The organism is Nonomuraea sp. NPDC049378, from assembly GCF_055586745.1.
Map to the genome: position 1 here is coordinate 267,566 of NZ_JBVJHP010000002.1, position 22,193 is coordinate 289,758.

General features: G+C 72.8%; 19 protein-coding genes. 9 read left to right on the top strand and 10 right to left on the bottom strand.

Annotation, left to right across the window (positions count from 1 at the left end):
- Positions 1–2: 2 nt before the first annotated feature.
- Both ACZ6SA_RS06110 and ACZ6SA_RS06115 read right to left on the bottom strand, forming a co-directional pair.
- The gene (locus tag ACZ6SA_RS06110; protein ID WP_347649204.1) at positions 3–1,610 is read right to left on the bottom strand and encodes an ABC transporter substrate-binding protein; all 1,608 of its coding nucleotides are present in this window, start codon (positions 1,608–1,610) and stop codon (positions 3–5) included.
- Positions 1,607–2,740, bottom strand: a complete 1,134-nt coding sequence (locus ACZ6SA_RS06115; RefSeq protein ID WP_347649205.1) for a C45 family peptidase — start codon at positions 2,738–2,740, stop codon at positions 1,607–1,609. Before ACZ6SA_RS06115 ends, ACZ6SA_RS06110 begins: the two co-directional genes overlap by 4 nt.
- Positions 2,741–2,851: 111 nt before the next feature.
- Here ACZ6SA_RS06115 and ACZ6SA_RS06120 point away from each other — a divergent pair, with 111 nt between their 5' ends.
- Both ACZ6SA_RS06120 and ACZ6SA_RS06125 read left to right on the top strand, forming a co-directional pair.
- Complete coding sequence (locus ACZ6SA_RS06120) at positions 2,852–3,733, top strand: MurR/RpiR family transcriptional regulator (protein WP_347649206.1); 882 nt, start codon at positions 2,852–2,854, stop codon at positions 3,731–3,733.
- 39 nt (positions 3,734–3,772) lie between these two features.
- Positions 3,773–4,603, top strand: coding sequence for an undecaprenyl-diphosphate phosphatase (locus ACZ6SA_RS06125; RefSeq protein WP_347649207.1), 831 nt, complete (start codon positions 3,773–3,775; stop codon positions 4,601–4,603).
- Here the strand turns inward: ACZ6SA_RS06125 and ACZ6SA_RS06130 are convergent.
- On the bottom strand, positions 4,572–5,036 hold the full coding sequence (locus ACZ6SA_RS06130) for a hypothetical protein (protein WP_347649208.1): 465 nt from the start codon (positions 5,034–5,036) through the stop codon (positions 4,572–4,574). The two genes, ACZ6SA_RS06125 and ACZ6SA_RS06130, sit on opposite strands and share 32 nt — an antisense overlap.
- Before the next feature lie 72 nt (positions 5,037–5,108).
- The gene (locus ACZ6SA_RS06135) at positions 5,109–7,670 is read right to left on the bottom strand and encodes an ATP-binding protein (protein ID WP_465826861.1); all 2,562 of its coding nucleotides are present in this window, start codon (positions 7,668–7,670) and stop codon (positions 5,109–5,111) included.
- 427 nt (positions 7,671–8,097) lie between these two features.
- Between ACZ6SA_RS06135 and ACZ6SA_RS06140 the strand changes: the two genes are divergently transcribed.
- The gene (locus ACZ6SA_RS06140; RefSeq protein ID WP_465826863.1) at positions 8,098–8,478 is read left to right on the top strand and encodes a peptidase inhibitor family I36 protein; all 381 of its coding nucleotides are present in this window, start codon (positions 8,098–8,100) and stop codon (positions 8,476–8,478) included.
- A gap of 48 nt (positions 8,479–8,526) precedes the next feature.
- On the opposite strand, the gene ACZ6SA_RS06145 is transcribed toward ACZ6SA_RS06140, so the two are convergent.
- Entirely contained in the window at positions 8,527–8,700 is a 174-nt protein-coding gene (locus ACZ6SA_RS06145; protein ID WP_465826864.1) for a hypothetical protein, read from the bottom strand.
- An 85-nt stretch (positions 8,701–8,785) separates the two neighbouring features.
- Here ACZ6SA_RS06145 and ACZ6SA_RS06150 point away from each other — a divergent pair, with 85 nt between their 5' ends.
- From ACZ6SA_RS06150 to ACZ6SA_RS06170, 5 genes are all read left to right on the top strand, one after another.
- The gene (locus ACZ6SA_RS06150; RefSeq protein ID WP_347649212.1) at positions 8,786–9,163 is read left to right on the top strand and encodes an ArsR/SmtB family transcription factor; all 378 of its coding nucleotides are present in this window, start codon (positions 8,786–8,788) and stop codon (positions 9,161–9,163) included.
- 9 nt (positions 9,164–9,172) lie between these two features.
- Entirely contained in the window at positions 9,173–11,683 is a 2,511-nt protein-coding gene (locus tag ACZ6SA_RS06155) for an ATP-dependent RNA helicase (protein ID WP_465826866.1), read from the top strand.
- Complete coding sequence (locus tag ACZ6SA_RS06160; RefSeq protein WP_465826867.1) at positions 11,680–12,369, top strand: hypothetical protein; 690 nt, start codon at positions 11,680–11,682, stop codon at positions 12,367–12,369. The genes ACZ6SA_RS06155 and ACZ6SA_RS06160 overlap by 4 nt, the downstream gene beginning before the upstream one ends.
- A 182-nt stretch (positions 12,370–12,551) precedes the next feature.
- A complete protein-coding gene (locus tag ACZ6SA_RS06165) occupies positions 12,552–15,092 on the top strand; it encodes an ABC transporter permease (protein WP_465826869.1) in 2,541 nt (846 codons plus the stop codon).
- The gene (locus tag ACZ6SA_RS06170; RefSeq protein WP_465826870.1) at positions 15,089–15,844 is read left to right on the top strand and encodes an ABC transporter ATP-binding protein; all 756 of its coding nucleotides are present in this window, start codon (positions 15,089–15,091) and stop codon (positions 15,842–15,844) included. The genes ACZ6SA_RS06165 and ACZ6SA_RS06170 overlap by 4 nt, the downstream gene beginning before the upstream one ends.
- A 97-nt stretch (positions 15,845–15,941) precedes the next feature.
- On the opposite strand, the gene ACZ6SA_RS06175 is transcribed toward ACZ6SA_RS06170, so the two are convergent.
- On the bottom strand, positions 15,942–17,120 hold the full coding sequence (locus ACZ6SA_RS06175) for a threonine synthase (protein ID WP_347649217.1): 1,179 nt from the start codon (positions 17,118–17,120) through the stop codon (positions 15,942–15,944).
- Positions 17,121–17,176: 56 nt separating this feature from the next.
- On the opposite strand from ACZ6SA_RS06175, the gene ACZ6SA_RS06180 reads away from it, so the two are divergent.
- Positions 17,177–18,619 (top strand): amidase, encoded by a 1,443-nt coding sequence (locus ACZ6SA_RS06180; RefSeq protein ID WP_347649218.1) that lies wholly within the window; start codon positions 17,177–17,179, stop codon positions 18,617–18,619.
- Positions 18,620–18,690: 71 nt separating this feature from the next.
- Here the strand turns inward: ACZ6SA_RS06180 and ACZ6SA_RS06185 are convergent, their stop codons facing one another.
- Genes ACZ6SA_RS06185 through deoC form a run of 4 tightly spaced genes read right to left on the bottom strand, consistent with a single transcriptional unit; the run spans position 18,691 to position 22,102 of the window.
- Entirely contained in the window at positions 18,691–19,536 is an 846-nt protein-coding gene (locus ACZ6SA_RS06185; RefSeq protein ID WP_465826872.1) for an aldehyde dehydrogenase family protein, read from the bottom strand.
- Positions 19,529–19,750: a hypothetical protein gene (locus tag ACZ6SA_RS06190; protein ID WP_465826873.1), complete on the bottom strand. Its 222-nt coding sequence runs from the start codon at positions 19,748–19,750 to the stop codon at positions 19,529–19,531. The genes ACZ6SA_RS06185 and ACZ6SA_RS06190 overlap by 8 nt, the downstream gene beginning before the upstream one ends.
- Positions 19,743–21,173 (bottom strand): aldehyde dehydrogenase family protein, encoded by a 1,431-nt coding sequence (locus ACZ6SA_RS06195; RefSeq protein WP_443154528.1) that lies wholly within the window; start codon positions 21,171–21,173, stop codon positions 19,743–19,745. The genes ACZ6SA_RS06190 and ACZ6SA_RS06195 overlap by 8 nt, the downstream gene beginning before the upstream one ends.
- Positions 21,173–22,102: a deoxyribose-phosphate aldolase gene (deoC, locus tag ACZ6SA_RS06200; protein WP_347649221.1), complete on the bottom strand. Its 930-nt coding sequence runs from the start codon at positions 22,100–22,102 to the stop codon at positions 21,173–21,175. Before deoC ends, ACZ6SA_RS06195 begins: the two co-directional genes overlap by 1 nt.
- Between the last annotated feature and the right edge of the window lie 91 nt (positions 22,103–22,193).

A 22,193-nucleotide genomic window follows, 5' to 3' on the forward strand; every position in this document is an offset into this window, starting at 1 on the left:
GCTCAGCCCTTGGCCCCGAGGTCGGCCGCCCACGGGTAGCTCATGTGGACCTGCGAGGCGGGCGGTCCGGTGACCTTGCCGCCGAGCACGACCGCGTTGGGCACCTCGACCAGCGAGATCCACACCATGTCGGCGGTGAAGCGGCGCTGCAGCTCGATGACGTCCTTGGCGCGGGCCGCGTCGTCGGTGGTCTCCAGCGCCCTGGCGACGAGCTCGTCGTACTCGGGGGAGCTGAACTTGACCCAGTTGTTCGCCGAGCCGGTCAGCCCGTTGTCGTAGAAGCCGATCGGGTCGGACTTGGTGATGTACCAGTCGTCGGGCACCAGGTCGACCTGGGCGCGCAGCGACTTGTCGGTGTAGAAGCTGCCGAACTCGGACGCGGGCACGGTCTTGATCTGGGCGGTGAGCCCGATCTTCTTGGCCGCGTCGACCACCGCGTTGGCGATGACCGTGCGGGACTGCTCGCCGTTGGTGGCCACGATGATCGGCTCCTTGGGCGCGCCGGCCTCCTGCACGAGCTTCCTGGCCGCCTCGAGGTCGGGCGTGTCGGGGGCGCCCTGGAGCTGGTCGTAGGCCGCCTGGAACGCCTCCTTCTCGTACGACCAGGCGCCGGCCCCGACCGGCACCTTCCACGGCCTGGCCAGCCCGGCGAAGCCCGACTTCGCGATGCCCGCGCGGTCGACGGCCAGCGACAGCGCCCGGCGGATCTTCGGGTCCTTCATCACGCCGCGGTCGGTGGGCAGCAGCACGTACACGCGCGTGGTGGCCCCGTAGGCGACGCTGACCGCCTGGTTGGCCTGCAGCGCGACCGCGGGCCCCGTGTCGGACAGGTAGGCCCCCTGCGCCTCGCCGGTGACCAGGCTGTTGACCAGCGCCGTGTCCTCGGCCCACTTGAAGGTGACGCTCCTGGTGAGCGGCTTGACGTCCTTGTTCCAGTACGCGTCGTGGCGGGTGATCGTGAGGTGACTGCCCGACTTCCACTCCGCCACCTCGTACGGCCCGCTGCAGGCGTCGTCGTGGCCCGGCGTGCCGAACTCCTTGCCCTGCTTCTCGACGGCCTCCTTGTTCAGCACGATCCCGGCACCGCCCGCGATGGCCTGGTCGAACAGCGAGTTGGGCTTCTTGAACGCGATCGTGACCTCGTGGTCGCCGGTCCTGGTGACGGATTCGACGTCCTCGAACTCGTCGGACTCGTCCATGCCCTCGCCGGCGTGCCGTTCGAGGCTCCACACGACGTCGTCGGCGGTGACCGGCGAGCCGTCGTGGAACGTGGCGTCCTGGCGCAGTGTGAGCACCATGGTCCTGGGGTCGGGCCGCTCGGCCTTCTCCGCCAGCCAGGGCTCGACCGTCATGTCGGGCTGGGTCTGCATGAGGCGCTCGCAGACGTTGGCCATGATCGTGCGGTTGCTGGTGCCGCCGTCGGTGTCGAGGTCGAGGGTGCCCGGCTCCTCGTCGATCAGCCAGACGGCGGAGTCGAGCGGGCCCGCCGCCTTGGCCGTGCGGTCGACCAGGGTGAGCTTGGCCGGGTCGGCCGGCTTGGTGGTCGCGGCGGGGCCGCCGCAGGCCGCGGTGAGACCGATGAGCCCTAGGAGGGCGAGCGTCTTCTTCACGGGGTCACTTCTCCATGCGGTCCGTCGTAGAGGTTCCAGGGCACGCGCTCGTACTCGTGGTCGCAGGGCGTGCCCGCCGCGATCAGGTAGTCGCCGGTGGTGAGGTCGACACAGCTCGACAGCAGGGTCGCCCACCGCTTGACGGCGGGCTGGGCGGGGTCGGGGTGGGTGCAGAGGGACTCGGGGTAGCCGAGGTGGTCGGACATGGCGAGCCTGATGCGCTTGCGCGCCTCGTCGGTGCCGGACGCCTCGGCCACGGCCCGCAGCCCGCCTTCGGCTCTCGGCACCCGGAACAGCGAGTCGGCCGAGCCGGGCCGGTAGGAGGCGGCCAGTTGCGGCGGCACGAACGCCTGGTAGTGGTTGCCGTGGACGAGCAGCCCGTCGGTCGGGTACATCCAGCCGACCGCTCCCGGGGTGGTCTCCAGGTCGATCGCGAAGCCCTCGCGGTGGGTGACGAGCGCGTTGCTCGCGATGTGGGCCCGCGGTTTGGTCAGCGCCTCCAGCGCGGCGTTGAGGTTGTCGCTGTCGAGCACCCTGCGCCTGATGAGCGTCTGCGGCACGCCCACCGAGTCGTCGAAGCGCCCGCCGAGCCCGTTGGCGTTGAGCGCGATGCCCGCCGAGTTGGCCCCCTGCCGCCCGACCTGCCCCGCCTCCACATGCATGATCACCGTCGGCTTGCCCGGCTGGACCACCCTGAGCACCATCAGCGTGCCGGACACCCCGTCGCGCCAGTCCCAGTTCTGGCCCGCGTAGACGTGGCCGTCGCCGGCGGCCTCGCCCATCAGCGCGAACGACGTGCACCCGTCGGGCTCCATGGAGCTGAACGTGGTGTCGTAGATGATCTCGCCGCGCGCGTTGAGCGCCAGGACGTCGAGGAAGCCGACTCCCGCGCCCTCGGCGATGCCCTCCATCTCCTCGACCAGGTCGGGCGCGAACGCCCTGCTCGGCTCCACCCAGCGGGCCGCGCGCTGCACGACCTGATCCCAGGTCAGGCCGCTGGAGTGCCCGAACGCCTCGGCGTAGTAGGCCATCGCACGCTGGACGCGGTCACGGGCCTGCTCGCCGTACTGGCGTCCCCGCTCGCGCGGAGCGCCGGAGATCTCGACGAGAGGCAGGGATGTGAGGCTCAATGGTGCTCCTTGGACCGACCGGCCTGTAACGTTCATTTCAGGAAGCGGCGAGTCTGTAGCGGTCGTTTCCAAGACAGGGTAATGATCGCTACAGAGGAGTCAATAGCCGTAATGGAAAATACACACGGTCCGGTCGAGCAGCTCAGAGCCAAGGTCAGGCAGTTGTGGGACGAGCTGTCACCGGCCGAGCGGGCGGTGTGCCAGTTCCTCGTGTCCGCCTCGCCCGAGCAGATCCTGTTCGCCAGCGCCCAGGAGCTCGGCGCCGCGACCGGCACCAGCAACGCCACCGTCGTGCGCACGATGCAGCGGCTCGGCTTCGGCGGGCTGCCCGGGCTGAAGCGCGCGCTGGCGGCCGAGTTCACCTCGGCGGTGGCCCCCGACATACGCCTCAAGCAGCGCATCAGCCACGTCGGGCAGGACCTGTCGGGCATCTGGGAGCGGGTCTTCGACGAGGCCCGCGAACGCATCGACCACTGCCGGCGCCTGTTCGACGAGGAGCCGTTCAGGAAGGCGGTCGAGCTGCTGGTCAACGCGCCGGGCGTGCTCGTCTTCGGCACCGGGGCCTCCGACCCCGCCGCCCGCCACCTGGCGCTCAAGCTGGGCCGCCGCGGCCACCGCGCCCGCGCCACCGCGGCGACCGGCTTCGCGCTGGCCGACGACCTGCTCGCTTTGGGCCACGGCGACGTGCTGGTCATCTTCCAGCCGGGCCGCCGGCTGAAGGAGATCACGGTGCTCATCGACCGGGCCCACGCGGTGGGGGCGGGCATCGTCCTGATCTCCGACGAGCTCGGCGGCGAGTTCGCCGACCGCGTGGACGCGGCACTCGCGGCGCCGCACACGCCCACGGGCATCACCGGCGAGCCCCTGACCGGCATCATCGTGGCCGACGCGCTGCTGCTGGCGCTCGACTCCCTCGACCAGACCCGCTCGGTCGAGCACTCCCACCAGCTGAGCGCGCTACGCCAGCAACTTCTCGGCCCCCGTTTCCGCTAACCTCACCTCGTCAGTCCCGCTTTCTCGGAAGGTTTCGTCGTGATCGGCTGGCTAGAAGCGGTGGTGCTGGGGCTGATCCAGGGGCTCACGGAGTTCCTGCCGATCTCCTCCAGCGCCCACATCCGTGTGGTCTCCGCTTTCGCCGGCTGGCAGGATCCGGGCGCGGCGTTCACCGCGGTCATCCAGCTCGGCACGGAGACGGCCGTGCTCATCTACTTCCGCAAGGAGATCTGGGACATCATCTCCACCTGGACCCGCTCCCTGTTCGTCAAGGAGCTGCGCGGCCACTGGGCGGCCCGCATGGGGTGGTACATCATCGCCGGGTCGCTGCCCATCGGCATCCTCGGCGTGCTGCTGAAGGACCAGATCGAGACCGTCTTCCGCGACCTGCGGCTGGTAGGCACCACGCTGATCGTCTTCGCCTGCATCCTGTGGCTCGCCGACCGCACCGCCCGCAACAAGCTCACGCTGGAAAAGCACCTGAGCCTGCCCCACGCCCTCGTCTACGGGTGCGCCCAGGCACTCGCGCTGATCCCCGGCGTGTCCCGCTCGGGCGGCACGGTCACCGCCGGCCTGCTCCTCGACTACCGACGCGAGGACGCCGCGAAATACTCGTTCCTGCTGGCGATCCCCGCCGTCCTGGCCTCAGGCGTGTACGAACTCCGCGAGATCGGCGAAGGCCCCTCCCCCGCGTGGGGGCCCACCATCCTGGCCACGGTCATCTCGTTCGCCGTCGGCTACCTGGCCGTGGCCTGGTTCCTGAGATACATCAGCACCCACCGCTTCACCCCGTTCGTGATCTACCGGATCATCCTCGGGTTCTTCGTCATCCTGGCGGTCACGTTGGGGTGGATCCCGGCCAACGGCTGAAAGTGCGGGGATAGCGGCTGCACAGGGCGAAGACGGCGGCGAACAACGTCCAGGCGGCGACGTACGCGACGGGGTGGCTCCAGGCGTCGCCGACGAGGTCGGACAGCGCGGCGCGGCCCTCGAAATAGCAGGCAAGACCGCCGATCGCGCCCGGGATCGCGCCCCACCAGCGCCGCCACCAGACCTCGTTGGCGACCACCTCGAAGACCACGAGGGCGATCGGGCCGCCGAGGAGGAACCTCATCCCCGGCGGGTCCGACATGAACGCGGAGATCACCATGACCGCCACCGCGGAGCCGGCCGTCAGCAGGACGACGGCCCCGAAGGGCGCGGGCTCGTCACGCGGGTCGGTCTCGGGCGGTAAGGGGGCGCCTTCGGACTCCGGGGCGCCGGCGGGCACGGACTCGTCACGGGGGTCGTTGTCGTCGGGCACGGCAACCATTCTGGCCGACGTCCCCGAGCGGCGGCGCCCCGGAAGGCGGGCGGCGCGAACGGCAGCGCCGCTTCACCCGTCCGTGATCTCGCCCCCGGCCGCCATCCCGTCCAGGCGGGCGCGAATGGACCCGACGTCGACGCCGCTCTCCTCCGTCCGGTCGGTGCCGAGCGAGGTGAGGATGGCCAGCGCGGCCGACCAGTGACGGCGGGCCAGGTCGGGCCGGCCGAGCGTGCCGTGGGCGCGGGCGATGCCGTCGTGCGCGCGTGCCTGGTCGCTCGGCTGGCCGAGCTCCGTCGCCAGGTCGAGCGCCCGGCGGTGGCGATCGAGCGCCCGGTCCGCCTGGCCGCCGTCGTGCTCCAGCCGGCCCATGGCGTGCACGGCCTCGAACTGCCAGTTGCGGTTGCCGAACTCGCGTGCGAGGTCGAGGGCCTGCTGGTAGCAGTCGCGGGCCTGCTCGTACCGGCCGCGGACGCGATAGAGGTGGCCCAGGCCGGTAAGACAGTTGATCTCGCTCAGCCGGTGGCCGGTGCGGCGGGTCAGCGTCAGGGCCTGGGTGAGGTAGTCGGTGGCCGGTCCGTACGCGCCGCGGACGAGGTTGATGTGGCCGAGCCCGATCAACGCCGCCGACTCGCTCGTACGATTGCCGATCGAGCGGGCGATGCCGAGGGCACCGGCCAGGTTGGCGGCGCCCTGCTCGTGCTGCCCCATCAGCCGGTGGACGTTGCCGGAGCCGATCAGCGCGTCCAGCTCACCGCTGCGGTGGCCGATCGCGCCGGCGATCTCCAGAGCCCGCGCGCAGTAGCCGATGGCGGGTTCGTAGTGTCCCCGGCTGGCGCAGAGCATGCCGAGCCCGTTCAGCGCGCGCAGTTCGCCCACCCGATGCCCCATGGCCCGCGCGATGTCGAGGGCACGCGTGATGTCCTCGGTGGCCTGGTCGTAACGGGTCCGCAGGCGGCCGATGTCGCCCAGCCCGATGAGCGCCTCCATCTCGCCCACGCGGTCTCCGGCGGCGCGGCAGGCTTCCAGAGCGCCCGTGTGGAGGTGCTCGGCGTCGGCGAACCGGGCGCGCGTGCGCAGCCCCCGGTGCAGGGTGTCCGACAGGTGCCGGACATGCCGGTGCAGCCCATGCCTGGCGGCCTGCTGAGCGAGCGCGAGCAGGTTGGCCAGCTCCGCGTCCAGCCACGCGCCCGCGTCGGGCATCGACACGGTGCCGGCTGCTGGTGCGGTGCCGGGCGCGGTGCCCGAGGCGGCGTCGGTCGGGAGGCTCGGGCGCAGGTCGGCGTGGTAGGGGTAGAGGTGGTCCATCGCCGCCGTGGCGGCCCGGCAGTAGTGGTCGAGCAGCCGGGTCAGCGCCTCCCGCCGGTCGTCCGCCGGCTCCTCCGCCTCGGCCGTGGCCGCGGCGTGCGCGCGGACCAGGTCGTGGAACCGGTAGCGGCCGGGCACCGGCTCCTGCAGGAGATGCACCTCCTGCAACTGGTCGAGGAGCCGCCCGACACGCGTGACCGGCGTGTCCAGCAGGGCCGCGGCCGCGTCGGCCGTGATGTCCGTGCCGGCGTCGAGGCCCAGCAACCGGTACGCCCAGCGCACGTCGCCGGGCAACTCCCGGTAGGACAGCTCCAGCGCGGCCGTGACGCTGCGCTGCCCGGCGTGCAGCTCGCTCAGCCGGCGCCGCTGCTCCTCGAGGCGGGCGAGCAGGTGATCGACCTGCCAGGACGGATGGGCCTTCAGCCGGGCGGCGGCCAGCCGGATGGCCAGCGGCAGCAGCCCGCACCGCCGCACCACCTCGGCCAGCGCCTCGCCCGGCACGCCCGCCACCCGATCGGCCCCGGCCGTCCGGACGAACAGGGCGACCGCGTCGGGGAGCGGCAGCACGTCCACCGACACCGTACGCGCGCCGTCGAGGCCGACCAGCCGCCGCCGGCTCGTCACCAGGACCAGGGACTCGCCCGCGCCCGGCAGCAGCGGCCACACCTGCGCCTCGTCGGCGGCGTTGTCCAGCACGATCAGCATCTTCCTGCCGGCCAGCACCGTGCGGAAGAGCGCCGCCCGGTCGTCGAGATCGCGCGGCACCGACTCCCCCGGAACCCCCAGCGCGCCGAGCATGCGCGCCAGCGTGTCGGCCGGATCGGCCGGGGCCACGTCACGGGTGTGGCCGTGCAGGTCGATGAAGAGATCGCCGTCGGGAAAGCGGGGGGCGAGCTGGTGAGCGGCACGGACCGCGAGGGCGGTCTTGCCGACCCCGGCCATGCCGTCGATGGCCGTGATCACGACGGTGGCCGCGCCGTCCACGTCGTCGAGCACGGCCAGCTCCCGTGTCCTGCCGATGAACATCGCCACGTCGGCCGGCAACTGCTGCGGTCGCACCCGGCCGAGGCCGGGCTTGCCCGGCGCCCCCGTCGTGGCCCGGATGAGGGCCGCCCTCTCCTGCTCGGACAGCTCCAATGCCTCGGCGATCAGCCGCATCGACGTGCTGCGCGGGCGTCGCAGCTCGCCCGCCTCCAGCCGGCGCACGGTGCGCTCGTTGAGCCCGGCCAGCTCCGCCAGCTGCTCCTGAGTCAGCAACGCCCGCTCGCGCCAGGCCCGCAGCAGGGCGGCCGCTTCTTCGCCATCCTCACGTGGTGCCGGCGGCATGCGCACCTCTCCTGCGGTCGGCCACACCTGCGTCCTCGGAAGAACAAAATATGACAGCCGTACGCTTGGCGGCACGGCGGAAAGTTCACTCCGTCACGGACACCGTACGGGCCGGGCGACGCCGTGCGCGAGTACTGCCCGCCTCCCGCCCGTGCCGCCCGCGCCGATCCCTAGCAGCAGCCGGACGAACCGGCCCGGGCACGAGCCGCGCCGCCCACCTTCCCGCGCGGGAACGGACCCCTCTGTGGTCAGGTGTTTCGCCGGCTCGGGTGTGGATTCGCGGGCGAGGCGGAGAGCCATCAGGGCGTAAGCGGAAATCTGTCCGGAGGATGTCCGGCGATCGCCCTGGGGCGCCCAGGGTGAGACAACGCAGGATCTGCTTCAGCGGGTCAACCCGCCGAACAACTCACCTAGAAGGAGCAGATCATTGAGAACGCCGAAACTCACGATGAGGACTCTGGCCACGATCTCCATCGTCGCCACGCTGACATCCGTGGGAGCTTCGCAGGCGGCATACGCCGATCCGGCACCGAGGCCGGTGTCCCCCGTGGAAGCACAGGCCCTCGACTGTCCTGTCGGCAGTATCTGCCTGTGGCAGGGGGCGAACTTCACCGGCCTCAAGATGGTCGCACCGGAGACCGCGCCGGGGAGTTGCAGGTGGACCGCCGTCCCCTACCGGTCGGCCTACAACCGCACCGGTGCTTCGCAGCGTCTCTGGCAGAACACCGACTGCACCGGGGCCAACCGCTACCTGCCCAGCGGATCCGCGATCGACCAGGTGGGCGGCTTCAAGTCGGTGGGGGGATGACCGGCATCGCAACCGCACCGCGCCGAGCTTCGTACCCGGCGTCCAGCGCTACCTGACGGGCGAGCTCTCCTTGGCGGCGATCGTGCCGCGCCGCCGGCCAGCCCGGCCATCGAGCAACCCGAGATACTGAGCCGAAGACAGCAGGCCCAGCCCGGCGGTGACGAACATGCCCGTACCGATCGCGAAATTTCCGGCGGCCAGCGGGTAGAGCCGTGTGCTCAAGGGAGCCTCCGTCTGCACAGTTGGACGCAGACTGTCGCATTGTTTTACGGTCGTCAAACAATGCGACGGAGATAGGATGGGATCCATGCGCCTGCTCCCGCACCCGGCGACGGAGGACATCGAGCTCACCGAGGTCCTGCGGGCGCTGTCCGACCCCATCCGGCTGAAGATCGTCGCCCGGCTGGCCACGGCCGGCAGGATGACCTGCGGAGAGGCCGGCGACCACCTCGGCGTGCACAAGTCGACGACCTCACACCACCACCGCACCCTCAGGGAGGCCGGCGTCGTCTGCACCGAGCAGGAAGGCCGGCTGAAATACATCAGCGTGCGCCGCGACGACCTCGACGCCCGCTTCCCCGGCCTGCTCGACTCGATCCTCACCGCGTCCCGCGACGCGCCGGCCCCCGCAGCGTCCGGTGACGATCCGGCCCTCACCGCGTCCGGCGAGCGCGGCCGGCGCTGACCCGACCGCATGACCGGCCCCGACCTGCCCATCCGCCACGTCCTGCCCGAGCTGCTCGGCACGCTCGACCGGCACGGCGCCACCGTGCTCACAGCCCCGCCCGGCACCGGCAAGACGACGGTCGTCCCGCTGGCCCTGGCCGAGACCGGGATGCGGGTGCTGGTGGCCGAGCCGCGGCGCCTGGCCGTGCGCGCGGCGGCCCGGCGCATGGGCGTGAGCTACACGATCCGCGGCGAGCGCCACACCGGCGCCGACCCCAGGGTCGAGGTCGTCACCACCGGCGTGCTCCTCCAGCGCCTCCAGCGGGACCAGGAGCTGGCCGGGGTCGACGCGGTCATGCTCGACGAGTGCCACGAGCGCCACCTCGACGCCGACACCGCGCTGGCGTTCCTCCTCGACGTACGCGACACGCTCCGGCCCGACCTGCGGCTGCTGGCCACGTCCGCCACCGCTGACGCGGGCCCGTGGTCGCTGCTGCTCGGCGGGCCCGTCGTCGCGGCCACCGGCGCCACGCACCCGGTCGAGACCGTGTGGGTGCCGCCGCCGCGCCCGATCACCCCGCCGCACGGCCTGCGCGTCGATCCCGCCCTGCTCTCCCACGTCGCCGCGACGGTGCGCGTGGCGCTCGCGGAGCGGGACGGCGACGTGCTGTGCTTCCTGCCCGGCGTGGGCGAGATCGCGAAGGTCGCGGGGCTGCTCGCGGGTGCCGGGGTGGAGGTCCTGCAGGTGCACGGCCAGGCTCCGGCCCGCGTCCAGGACGCCGTGCTGTCGCCCGGCACGGCCCGCAGGGTGGTGCTGGCCACGTCGGTCGCCGAGTCGAGCCTGACCGTCCCCGGCGTGCGGGTGGTGGTCGACTCGGGGCTGGCCCGCGAGCCGCGCACCGACCACGCCCGCGGCCTCGGCTCGCTCACCACGGTCAGGGTCTCGAAGGCGTCGGCCGACCAGCGGGCCGGGCGAGCGGGCCGCGAGGCGCCCGGCGCGGTCTACCGCTGCTGGCCGGCCGCCGACCACGAGCGCCTCGCCGACCACCCGCGGCCGGAGATCGTGCTGGCCGACCTGACCGGGTTCGCGCTGCAGGCGGCCTGCTGGGGCACGCCGGACGCCTCCGGCCTGGCGCTCCTCGACCCGCCGCCGGCCGCCGCGATGTCCGCCGCCGCCCGGGTCCTGGAGGCTCTCGGTGCCGTGGAAGGGCGGCGGGTGACCGGCCGGGGGCGGCGGATGGCGCTCGCCGGCGTGCACCCGCGCCTGGCCCGCGCCCTGCTCGACCTCGGGCCGCGCGCCGCCGAGGTGGTGGCCCTGATGTCGGAGCAGCCGCCGCGCGACGCGGGCGACGACCTGGTGGAGCTCTGGCGTACGGCCCGGCGCGGCGGCACCCCGTACGCGGCCCGCTGGCGCCAGGAGTCCGCCCGCCTCCGGCGCACCGCCGCCACGGCCGGCCCGCCCACCCACGACGAACCCGCGGGGCTGTCTGCCCGCGACGGAACCACAGGACCGGCCGAACACGCACCAACCACAGGACCGGCCGATCACGCACGACCCGCGGGGCCGTCCGCGCACGCGCGAGCCTCGGGGGCGGATGACGCGCTGGCGGGGGTGGCCGTGGCGCTGGCGTTTCCCGAGCGGGTGGCGCGCAGGCGGGGCGGCGGGTATCTCATGGCGTCAGGCACGCGGGCCCAGTTCGCCGAGGGTTCGAAGCTGGCCACCGCCCCCTGGCTGGCCATCGCCGTCGCCGACCGCCCGGCCGGGGCGGCCTCGGCCCGCATCAGGCAGGCGGTCGTCATCGACGAGGCCACCGCCAGGCTGGCCCATCCCGTCACCACGGAGGACGAGGTGGCCTGGCGGGTCCCGCCGGGCGAGCGCCGCGGTGACGTGTCCGCCCGCCGGGTGGAGCGCCTGGGAGCCATCGAGCTCTCCTCCACCCCGCTCAAGGACGCCGACGTCCGCGAGGCCATCCTGTACGGCCTGCGCACCGAAGACGTACTGACCTGGACGAAGCAGGCCGGGGATCTCAGAGACCGCCTGGCCTTCTGCCACCGCGCGATCGGCCCGCCCTGGCCCTCGATGGACGCGCTCTTCGACCTGTCAGATCAGTGGCTCGAACCCGAGCTGTCCAGGGCCCGCCGCCGCGCCGACCTCGAACGCATCGACGTGGCCTCGGCGCTGCGGCGCCTGATCCCGTGGAGCGAGCGGCTGGAGGCAGCCGCTCCCGAACGCGTCGAGGTCCCGAGCGGTTCCCGCATCCGCGTGGACTACTCGGGGGAGCAGCCGGTGCTGGCGGTGAAGCTGCAGGAGTTGTTCGGCCAGCAGGAGACACCGGAAATATCCGGTGTGCCGGTCCTGGTGCACCTGCTCTCCCCGGCGGGCCGGCCGGTGGCGGTCACGGCGGACCTGGCGTCGTTCTGGCGGGACGGCTACCGGTCCGTACGCGCCGAACTCCGCGGCCGCTACCCGAAGCACCCGTGGCCCGAGGACCCGCTCACCGCGCCACCGACCAGACGCACGAAGAGGAGCAGAGCGTGATCGACCGGCTGGCGGAGGCGGTTCGGGACAACGCCGAGTGGTGCGACCTGATGTGCCGCGTCCACGGTTCTCCCGGCACGTTCACGGGCAGGGCCTGGACGAACGCCGTCAGGACCCCGCTCTTCTATCCGGACGCCGTCACCCTCTCTCCCGCCGCGACGGCGGCCGACGTGCTCGACCGCATCGACTCCGGCCCCGGCGCCTCGGTCAAGGACAGTTTCGCCACCCTCGACCTGCCCGGCTTCGACGTGCTGTTCGAAGCCCAGTGGTTGTGGCGTTCCGCTCCCGCCCGTACCGGCCCGGCGGCCCGGCAGCGCCCGGATGCGGGAATCGGGTGGGAGGTCGTCGGCGACGCGGCCACGCTCGCCGACTGGGAGCGGACGGCCTTCGGCGAGGTACACGGCCTCTTCCCGGCCTCGCTCCTCGACCACGTGGAGATCCTGTGCGGCCGGATCGACGGTGAGATCGTCTGCGGCTCGGTGCTCACCGCGAGCGGTGCGGTGGCGGGCGTCTCCAACGTGTTCGCCTCCGGCTGCGACCTGAACGCCGCGTGGGCGGGCACGGTCGCCATGGCGGCCTCCCTGTTCCCCGGCCGCCCCCTGGTCGGCTACGAGAGCGACCCGGAGGCCGCCCTGAGCCACGGCTTCACCCCGATCGGCCCCCTCCGGGTGTGGCTCAGGAGGTGAACACGGCCGCCCGCCGAACCGCGGCGTCAGACCGTCAGATCCTCCGAAGCGGTACCACGGTCCTCTCCGGCCTGTCCGGAGTGACCCGGGTCTGACACGGCGATCCTCCCCGCAGACGAAGAACCACGCCAGGGAGAGCGAGACGCTGGACGCGTGGATCGACGAGCGCGAGGTGGCGCGGGATGACGTGGCTTGCGTGGCGGACGCTGAGATGGCATCCGGAGAGTCTGGTCGGCACGCTGATCACGCTGGTCGTCGCGGCCACCGCTGTCGGAGCTCTGTGGTTCGTCGTCGACACCACGGACCGGCAGAAGGCCCCGGTGGAGCGGTACGCGGACGTCCCGCTGGTGGTCGGCACGGCCGGAGGGGCGATTTCGCCCGGACTGGTCGCAGCGGTGCAGGCGCTCCCGGAGGTGGCGGCGACGGTTCCCGAGCACAGCTTCCCCGCCGGGCTGTCCGTTCTCGGGACTCCGGTACGGGTGCCCCGAGACCAGAACCCGTGGCCGTGGGGACATGGCTGGTCGAGTGCCCGGCTGACGCCGTTCGAGCTGCGGCACGGCCGGCCGCCCCTGGCCCCTGGCGAGGTGGTGGTCGACACGCGGGTGGCCGCCGCCGCACGGGTCGGAGCCGGGGACCGGGTTGAGATCACGGTGGCGGGAACCGTCCGTCCCCACGAAGTGGTCGGCGTGGCCGCGGCCCGCCCGGCCCTGCGTTTCCAGTCGGCGCTGTTCTTCTCCGACGACAGCGTCGCGGAGCTGCTCGGGGGCCGGCGCGGCGCCGACACGCTCGGGGTCCTCCCCCGGACCGGTGTCGGAACGGAGGCGCTGCGAGCGGCCGTGGCGCGGGCGGTCGAGCCGTACAACGCGAACGGCCCGCGGGTCATGACCGTCGCCGTCGGCGCGGACCGCGGCGGGCAGGAGAACAACCTCGTGTCCCCCGCCGGCGGGTTCAACACCCTGTGGTTCACGGTGTGGATCACGGCCCTGGTCTCGACCGGCATGATCGCCGCCGCCATCGGAGTGTCGATCCGGCGCCGCGGCACGGAGATCGCCGTCCTGCGGGCCATCGGTGCCCGGCCCTGGCAGATCAGCCGCATGCTCATCGCCGAAGGAGTGCTGCTCTCGGTCGTGGCCACCGCCGTGGCGGTCCCGCTCGGCATGCTCGTCGCTCCCGCCGTCGCGGCGCGCTTCCGCGACTCCGGTGCGCTCAGCGTGGCGTTCGAGATCGGCTACCGCCCGGAGCCCATGGTGTGGATGCTCGCGCTCACCCTGGCCATGGCCCTGGCGGGGAGCCTGATCTCGGTACGCCATGCGCTGCGCGTCCGTCCTGGCGACGCGCTGGGTGAGGCTCCCGCGGAGGGCCGGCGGCTCGGCACGGGCCGGCTGGTGACCGGACTGACGCTGCTGGCAGGCGCCGGCGGCCTGTCCGTGGCCCTTCTGTGGGACCTGTTCGCGCTGGACGGGCCCGGCCTGATGCTCCTCCAGTTCGCCACGTTGGGCCTGTCCGTCGCCGCGGTCGGGCTGCTCGCGCCGTGGGGCGTGCTGGTCGCGGGAAGGCTGGTACGGCCCGGCGTCGCCCGCGCGTCACGGGTGAGCGGTTACCTCGCGGTCTCCGGCGTGGTCTTCAACCACCGCAGGTACGGCGGCGCGGTGGCGTCGCTGGCGCTCGGCGTGACGCTGGTGGGCGTGGTCATGAGCACGCAACTCTTCTACAACTGGAAAGTGGCCGCGGCGGCCGTCAAGGACATCCGTGCCGACCACGTGCTGCAGCCCGTCGCCGGAGCCGGCGCGCTGTCGGAAGACCTACGGCGCCGCGTCCTGGCACGAGACGGCACGTCCGCCGCGGTCGGCGTCGGCTCGGTACCGGCGGCCGTGTCCGCGGCCGGGCCGGCGGCAGAGCCGGCGGAGCGCCGGCCGCCGGACCAGAGCCCGCCGCCCCTCTTCGCGACCATGGTCACCGGCGACATCGCCCAGGTCCTTGACCTGTCCGTACGCGGTCGGCCGCCGCGCGACCTGGGCGCGCGCGAGGTCGCCATCAGCGACTCGCTGGCCGCTCGTCACGGGGCCGGGCTCGGGTCGCGGCTGCGCGTCCGCTTCCCCGGAGCGGCCGTGGACTCCTCCTTCACGGTGAGGACGGTCTACACCGACGCTCCCGAGATCAGCGAGATGCTCCTGCCCGCCGGAGCCCTCGCCGGCACCCACCTGTCGTCGGAGCTGCACGAGCGGATCTACGTGCGCGGGGCCGGCCCGGGAAGGGTCGTGGACGCCCGCTCGGCCGTCGAGTCCCTCACCAGGCAGGAGTACATGTGGCGCAAGAGCGAGGCGAACGCCGCGAAGAATCGCCTCATGCCGTCCGTGTCCGTCCTGGTCGCGCTGTTCTGCCTGGTGGCCGCGGTCAACAACCTGTGCCTGGCGCTCGTGGACCGCAGGCGGGAGTTCGCCGGCATGCGGCACCTCGGCATGCGGCGGAGCCAGGTGATGCGGATGGCCTGCTGGGAGAGCACGCTCGCGATCGTCCCCGTCCTCGTCCTCGCCCTGGTCACGACCGCCTGGATGACCCTCGTGCACGCCGCGGGCGAGCCCGGCGGGCCGGCCGCGACATCGTCGTTCATTCCCTTCGGCTGGCTGGCCGCACTCGGCGGCGGCGCGCTCCTGGCCGCTGTGGCGGGATCGCTGCTGGTCATCCGCGTGGCCGTGAAGAACGAAAGGCAGGGCCTGGCATGAACGGGACACGATCCGGCGAGAACGACGGCTTCGCGCCGGCGGTGCGCCTCGACGGCGTCGGCAAGGTGTACGGCGCGGGCCCCTCGGCGGTGACCGCGCTGCGCGGGGTCAGCCACGACTTCGCCCGCGGCTCCTTCACGGCGGTGATGGGGCCGTCGGGCTCGGGCAAGACCACGCTGCTGCAGTGCGCCGCCGGGCTCACCGGCCCCACGTCGGGATCGGTCAGCGTGGGGGGCACCGACATCACGACGTTGACAGGGGCCGGGTTGTCCCGGCTGCACGGGCAGCGGATCGGGTTCGTCTTCCAGGCGTTCAACCTGCTGCCCGCGCTCACCGCGAAGGAGAACATCGAGCTGCCGCTGCGGCTGGCCAGGACGAAGGCGCGGCCAGGCTGGGTGGAGGAGCTGGTGAACCGGACCGGTATCGCCGATCACGTCCATCGCCGGCCGCACGAGTTGTCCGGCGGGCAACAACAACGGGTGGCGGTCTGCCGCGCGCTGGTGGCGAACCCGGAGGTGGTCTTCGCCGACGAGCCCACGGGCAACCTCGACACCAGGTCCGGACGGGAGCTCCTGGACCTGCTGCGTCTCCTGGTCGACGCCCTGGGGCAGACCGTCATCATGGTCACCCACGACCCCGCCGCGGCCTCCCGCGCCGACCGGGTTCTCGTCCTCAGCGACGGGCGGCTCGTCGACGTCATGGAGTCGCCGACGACCGAGATGGTCGCCGCCGCCGTCGCGCACCGAAGTTGACGCGTCGCACGGGTCCAGCGTGAGTGGTCGCCAGGCGTACGGGCCTCGCCTCGTACGCGACGATCACCGCATGGGCCCGATCCCGCAGCCCAAGCCGTCAGTCCATGAGGTCGTCCAGGGTCGGGTCGGGAACGGCGGGGAAACTCTCGGACCCCACCCCCACGTCCTTGAACCCGCTCGACGTGGCGATGCACACCACGGGCCCGTCGAAGTCACGCCCGAGCCGCCGGTGACCGGCCACGCCCGCCGCCCCCGACAGCTCCTGCCACATCCCCTGCCCGGCCAGGTCGCGCTGCGCGGCGCGCAGCTCCTCGTCGGTCAGCAGCACCGCCTCACCGCCGCTGTCCCGCACGGCCAGCACCCCGCGGTGCCCGCCGACCGGCCCGGCGATGCCGTACGCGTCGCTCCGCCCGAGCTCGACGATCGCGGCGGGCGCACCGGTGGCCAGCGCCCTGGCGTGGGGGCCGCCCGCGGCGGTCTCGCAGGAGAACATCCGCGGCAGGGTCTCGGCGACCCCGAGCCGCCGCAGCTCCGTGAACCCCTTCCACACCCCGTAGAGCAGCTCGGCGTAGCCGGTGGGCGCGAAGACGGCCGCGGGCGGCCGCCCGAGCTGCCGGAACAGTTCGTACGCGATCGTCTTGTAGCCCTCGGGCCCGAACGGGTGCCCGGTGTGCGTCACGGTCTGGTTGCTGACGGGGTGGTAGCCGAGCCGGTCGACGACCTCGCGCAGCAGCGGCCAGCGCGCCTCGACGGGCACGGACACGACCTTGGCCCCGTACGCCCGTGCGAACGCCTGGACGGCGGGCGGCGACGCGGCGGAGGTCAGCACGATCGCGCGCAGCCCGGCCCTGGCCGCGTAGGCGGCGGCGGAGGCGCCGTGGTTGCCGGAGGAGGCCACGACGATGCCGGGCGCGCCCGAGGCGAGGGCGGCGCTGACGGCGACCCGGTTGAGGCGGTCCTTGTGCGACCAGGTGGGGTTGCGCGACTCGTCCTTGACGTGCACGCCGTCGAACGCCACCAGCGGTGTCCCGCCCTCCCCCAGCGTGGGCGCCCCGAGCGGCGGCAGGAGCGGCGACCAGCGGGCGATGTCGGCGCCCGGCTCCTGCGCGAAGAGGCCCGGGTCGACCTGGTCGTAGTCGTAGTCGACGTCGAGTGGATAGGCGATCTCGGCGGTGCTGGTCCGAGGGCAGCCCCGGGTCAGCGGCGGGAACAGCGGATATTCGGCCGAGGGGTCACCGAGGGAGCGCTGGCGGCGGGCGAGAGACGGTCCGTTCACGCGTACCGACTCTAATCAGACTCGCAACCGCATGGGAAAAGCTGCACACTCTAGTCATGTTGTGGGCAGGCAGGTCCGCTGTCGAGATCGCGACGGCCGTCAGGCGCGGGGACGTCACGGCCGCGACGGTCGTCGAGGAGCATCTCCACGCCATCTCGGAGCGAGATCCCAGATTACGGGCGTTCCGGCTGGTCCGCGAGCAGGCGCTGGACGAGGCACGGGAGTTGCAGAAGCGGCGCGACCTCGCGGAGCTCCCGCTCGCCGGCGTGCCGGTGGCGGTCAAGGACAACCTGGAGGTGGCCGGCACGGCCATGCGCGCCGGGTCCAGGGCGACGCCGGACGTGCCCGCGCGGCAGGATCACGAGACGGTGGCGCGCCTGCGCGCGGCGGGTGCGGTGGTCGTCGGCCTGACGAACCTGCCCGAGCTGGGGCTGGTCGCGTTCGGCGACAGCGCCTACGGCATCGCGCGCAACCCGTGGGATCTGGCGCGCACGCCCGGTGGCTCGTCGGCGGGCAGCGCCGCGGCCGTGGCTGCCGGCATGGTGCCGCTGGCACTCGGCAACGACGGCATGGGCTCGGTACGCATCCCGGCGGCGTGCTGCGGGGTGCTGGGCATCAAGCCGGGCACCGGGCTGGTGCCGCCGCCCTCCGACGACTGGGACCGGTTGTGCGAGAACGGCCCGCTGGCCCGTACGGCGCCGGACCTGGCGCTGGCGCTGTCGGTGCTGGCCGGGGACCCGTCGCTGGCCCAGGCGTGGCGGTCGGGGCGGCGGGAGGAGCCGAGCCCGCCCATGTTGCGCTCGGTCTGGGCCGACGACGACAAGGTGTGGGAGCCGCAGCCGCCCTCCGACGGCCCGGAGCCGTTCGACCTGCGGGTGGCCTACGCCTCTCAGCCGCTGCCCGCGGGCCTGACCGTGGACAAGGAGTTCCAGGCCGCCGTACGCGCGGCGAGCGAGACGTTGCGCGTGGCCGGGCACACGGTGGTCGAGCACACCCGCAAGCTGCCCGGCTGGCTGGGCCCGGCGTCGGTCGCGGCGTGGCTGGTCAGGACCGCGGCTGCGGCGGACGGCCTGGACAGGGGCCGGCTGGAGCGGCGTACGCGGGCGCTGAGCCGCGCGGGCCGGGCTCTCGGCGCGCTCAAGCTGGACGGCGCGAGCGGTCGCGAGCGCTGGAGCGGCTACGGCGCCGACCAGTGGTTCGGCAACGCCGACGCCATGATCATGCCCGCCCTGGCCGCGATCCCGCCCATGGCCGACCGCTGGGGCAGGCGCGGCTTCGTGCGCAACACGGTGACCAACGTCAGGTACGCCCCCGCCACCGGCGCGTGGAACATGTGCGGCTGGCCCGCGATCACCGTGCCGATCGCCACGCATTCGACCGCGCTGCCCATCGCGGTGCAGATCGTCGCCCCGCCCGGCGGCGAGCCCCATCTGCTCGGCCTGGCGGCCCAGTTGCAGGCCGCCCACCCGCCGCTTCGCCCGCCGGGTCTCGGTTTCTGACGGCCGGCCCTTCCGGCGGCCCCGTGGGGACCACAACGTCCCCCGGCCTGGACCGGGGGACGTTGTGGGATTCAGATGCCGATCGGGTGCCAGACGGTCTTGGTCTCCAGGAACCGGGTCATCCGCCCGAGCCCGGGGTCCGCCGTCCACTCCTCCGGCGCGGGCCGCAGCACGCGCTTGAGGTTTTCCGCCGCCGCCTGCTCGCACCGCAGCGCGAGGTCGGCGTCGTCGACTCCGGTCAGGTCGAGCCCGTTGACGTCCATGTGAGCGGCCAGCCAGGGAGCCAGCTCGGCCTGCGACCCGGTGAGGATGTTGACCACCCCGCCCGGCAGGTCGGAGGTGGCCAGCACCTCGGCCAGGGTGATCGCCGCGAGCGGGGACGGCTCCGAGGCCACCACCACACACGTGTTGCCGGTGACGATCACCGGGGCGACCACCGACACCAGCCCGAGCAGCGGATCGGCGGGCGCCACCGCGGCCACCACGCCGGTCGGCTCGGGCGACGACAGGTTGAAGTAGGGGCCCGCCACCGGGTTGGCCGCGCCGTGCACGGCGGCGATCTTGTCGGACCATCCCGCGTACCAGACCAGCCGGTCGACCGTCACGTCGACCCGCTCGGCCGCCGCCCGCTTGCCGCCGCCGAGCTCCTCGACGAACTGGCCGCGCCGGCCCTCCAGCATCTCGGCCACGCGGTAGAGGATCTGCCCCCGGTTGTAGGGGGTGGCGCCCGACCAGCCGGGGAACGCCTTGCGGGCAGCCACCACGGCGTCGCGGGCGTCCTTGCGCGAGGCGCGCGAAGCGTTGGCGAGGAAGTCGCCCTTGGCCGAGGTCACCGGGTAGGACCTCCCACTCTCCGAGCGCGGGAACGCCCCTCCGATGTACAGCTTGTAGGTCTTTCTGACGGACAACCTACTCATCGCCGCGCCCCCTCCACGTGGACTCCTGCGACATCTGGACCTGCACGAAGACCTGGCCGCACCGGCTCACGCCGCAGCGGTGGGCGAACCAGCCGGTGCGCACGGGGCGTCCGACCCTGGCGAAGGCGTGCCCGTCCGTGGACTGCGCGCGGCGGGCGCGGCGCAGCCCGCACCTGGAGCCGGGCCCGCGGCCCGGTTGGTCACGCTCACACATCGAGGTACGCCTCCAGCCCGTGCAGCCCGCCTTCCCTGCCGTACCCGGACTCCTTGTAGCCGCCGAAGGGCGAGGCCGGGTCGAACTTGTTGAACGTGTTGGCCCAGACGACCCCGGCCCTGAGCCGGTCGGCCATCCACAGGATGCGCGAGCCCTTCTCCGTCCAGATGCCGGCGGACAGCCCGTACGGGGTGTTGTTGGCCTTCTCGACGGCCTCTGCGGGCGTGCGGAAGGTCAGCACGGACAGCACGGGACCGAAGATCTCGTCCCTGGCGATGCTGTGCGACTGCGCGACCCCGGTGAAGACGGTGGGCGGGAACCAGAAACCCTTGTCCGGCAGCTCGCAGGCGGGCGACCAGCGCCGCGCGCCCTCGCTCTCGCCGAGGTCGCTCAGCGAGCGGATCTTCGCGAGCTGCTCGGCCGAGTTGATCGCGCCGATGTCGGTGTTCTTGTCGAGCGGGTCGCCCAGCCTGAGCGTGCTCAGCCGCCTGCGCAGCGACTCCAGCACCTCCTCGTGGACGGACTCCTGCACCAGCAGCCGCGACCCGGCGCAGCACACGTGGCCCTGGTTGAAGAAGATGCCGTTGACGATGCCCTCGACGGCCTGGTCGACGGCGGCGTCCTCGAACACGATGTTGGCGGCCTTGCCGCCCAGCTCGAGGGTCAGCTTCTTGTCGGTGCCCGCGACCGCGCGCGCGATGATCCGGCCCACCTCGGTGGAGCCGGTGAAGGCCACCTTGTTCACGTCGGGGTGGCCCACCACGGCGGCGCCGGTCTCGCCCGCGCCGGTCACGATGTTGACCACGCCCGGCGGCAGGTCGGCCTGGCGGCAGATGTCGGCGAAGGCCAGCGCGGTCAGCGGCGTCGTCTCGGCCGGCTTGAGCACCACCGTGTTGCCGCAGGCCAGCGCGGGAGCGATCTTCCAGGCCAGCATGAGCAGCGGGAAGTTCCACGGGATGACCTGCCCGGCCACGCCGAGCGGACGGGCTCCGCCGAACCCCGCGTGAGCCAGCTTGTCGGCCCACCCCGCGTAGTAGAAGAAGTGGGCCGCGACCAGCGGCACGTCCACGTCGCGCGACTCGCGGATGGGCTTGCCGTTGTCGAGCGACTCCAGCACGGCCAGCTCGCGAGCGCGCTCCTGGATGATGCGCGCGATCCTGAACAGGTATTTCGCCCGCTCAGCTCCGGGCAGCGCGCTCCAGACCCCGAACGCCTTGCGCGCGGCCTGCACGGCCCGGTCGACGTCGTCGGAGGTCGCCGTGGCCACCTCGGCCAGCTTCTCCTCGGTCGCGGGGTTGATGGTCTTGAAGGGGGTGCCGGAGCCGTCGGCGAACTCGCCGTCGATGAACAGTCCGTACGACGGCTTGATGTCGACGACGTCGCGCGATTCGGGCGCGGGGGCGTACTCGAAGATCGCCATCATCAGTCCAGGGTGAAGTAGTCGGGGCCGGCGTAGCGGCCGGTGGCCAGCTTCTGGCGCTGCATGAGCAGGTCGTTGAGGAGCGACGACGCGCCCAGCCTGAACCACTCCGGCGTCAGCCAGTCGTCGCCGGCCGTCTCGTTGACCAGCACCAGGTTCTTGATGGCGTCTTTGGTGGTGCGGATGCCGCCGGCCGGCTTGACCCCCACCTGGCGGCCGGTCGCGTCGCGGAAGTCGCGCACCGCCTCCAGCATGATCAGCGTCACCGGCGGGGTCGCCGCCGGCGACACCTTGCCCGTCGAGGTCTTGATGAAGTCGGCGCCGGCCAGCATCGCCAGCCAGGACGCCCGCCGGACGTTGTCGTAGGTGGCCAGCTCTCCGGTCTCCAGGATCACCTTCAGGTGGGCGGGCCCGCAGGCCGCCTTCACCGCGACGATCTCGTCGTACACCTTCATGTAGCGGCCGGACAGGAACGCCCCCCGATCGATCACCATGTCGATCTCGTCGGCGCCCGCCGCCACCGCGGCCGCGGTCTCGCCGACCTTGACCTCGAGCGAGGAGCGGCCGCTCGGGAACGCGGTCGCCACCGAGGCGACCTTGACCCCGGCGCCGCCGAGCGCCTCGACCGCGACAGGGACGAGGTCGGGATAGACGCAGACGGCCGCCACTTCGGGCGCGCCGCCGCCGGGCCGCACGGCCTTGGTGCACATCGCGCGCACCTTGCCGGCCGTGTCGGCCCCCTCCAGCGTGGTCAGGTCGACCATCGAGATGGCCAGGTCGATGGCCCGCGCCTTGGCCGTGGTCTTGATCGAACGGGTGCCCAGCATCGCCGCCCGCTGGTCCGCGCCGACCCGGTCGACACCGGGCAGGCCGTGCAGGAATGCTCGCAACGCGGTGTCGGACGAAGCGACGTCCGTGAGCGAGGTAGTCACAGTTGACACCATCACAGCATCGCCGACCAGGGCCGCCAGCTCCAAACCGGACCACCTTAGGGCGATCGTGCCCCAGGTCCTAGGTACGCCT